This window comes from Asticcacaulis biprosthecium C19 (genome assembly GCF_000204015.1).
In the GTDB taxonomy this organism is placed as follows: Bacteria; Pseudomonadota; Alphaproteobacteria; order Caulobacterales; family Caulobacteraceae; genus Asticcacaulis; species Asticcacaulis biprosthecius.
The window spans coordinates 1,360,527-1,361,630 of the sequence record NZ_GL883077.1; the positions used below are offsets into that span (position 1 = coordinate 1,360,527).

1 protein-coding gene is annotated in these 1,104 nt (G+C 61.4%); it reads left to right on the top strand.

The features are described 5' to 3' along the window. Nucleotides 1–1,104: cadherin-like domain-containing protein (locus tag ABI_RS25570; protein WP_040308652.1), on the top strand; the 1,104-nt coding region annotated here is incomplete at both ends.

Consider the following 1,104-nt stretch of genomic DNA (forward strand, 5'->3'; position numbering starts at 1 on the left):
TGATCGACATCGCTGACCTGATCAGCGACGTCGACAACCCTGATGGCGAACTGACCATCACCGCCGAAAGCGCAGACGGCACCATCACCATCGATGGGACCGAAATCACCTTCACCCCGGACGACGACTTCCAGGGCACGACCACCATCACCTACACGGTCGAGGACGAGGACGGCGAAACGGATACCGGCACCCTGACGGTCCTTATCGCCAACACCAACGACGCGCCGACGGCTGATGACTTCGACGGCGGAACGACCGACGAAGAAGAGGCGATCGTCATCGACGTCGCCAGCCATATCGACGACATCGACCCCAGCACGACCCTGGAAGTGACCGAAGCCGAAAGCGAACAAGGCACGATCACCATCGACGGTACCGAATTGACCTTCACGCCGGCCGATGACTTCTACGGCACTGCCACCATCACCTATACGGTGAGCGACGGCGTCACCACGACGCAGGGCGAGATCACGGTCGAGGTCACCAACACCTATGACGCGCCGTCCATCCTGCCGGATGCCGAGCCGTTGGACATGCTGGAAGACACGGTCATCAACCTGAGCGTCGAAGACTTCCTCACCGGCATCTACAACCCCGACGACGCCGAGGTCACGATCTCCGATGTCTTCGCTTCCGAAGGCACCATCACGCTCAACGGCAATGGCACCTATCGCTACAATCCGCCCAACGACTACTACGGTGAAGTGACCATCAACTTCACCCTGTTCGACGGCACCACCGAGGTCCTCTCCGAGCTCAAGATCAACATCGAGAACGTCAACGACGCGCCTGACGCTCCGACCAGCCCGGGCTCGCTCGGCTCGTTCAACGAAGATACAGACTTCGACGGTCTGGACTCCGACCTGCTGACCGGCTGGACCGACATCGACTTCGAACGCGACGAAGACAACACCCTGCCGGACCTGGTCGTGTCGGAAATCTCGGTCAACCACGGCACCGTCGAGCGCGACGGCCATGGCGGCTTCACCATCACGCCGGACGCCAACTACAACGGCACCATCACCGTCACCTACAAGGTGTCGGACGGCACGACCGAAGTCACCGCCACCCGCAGCCTGACCGTCACCCCGGTGGCCGATG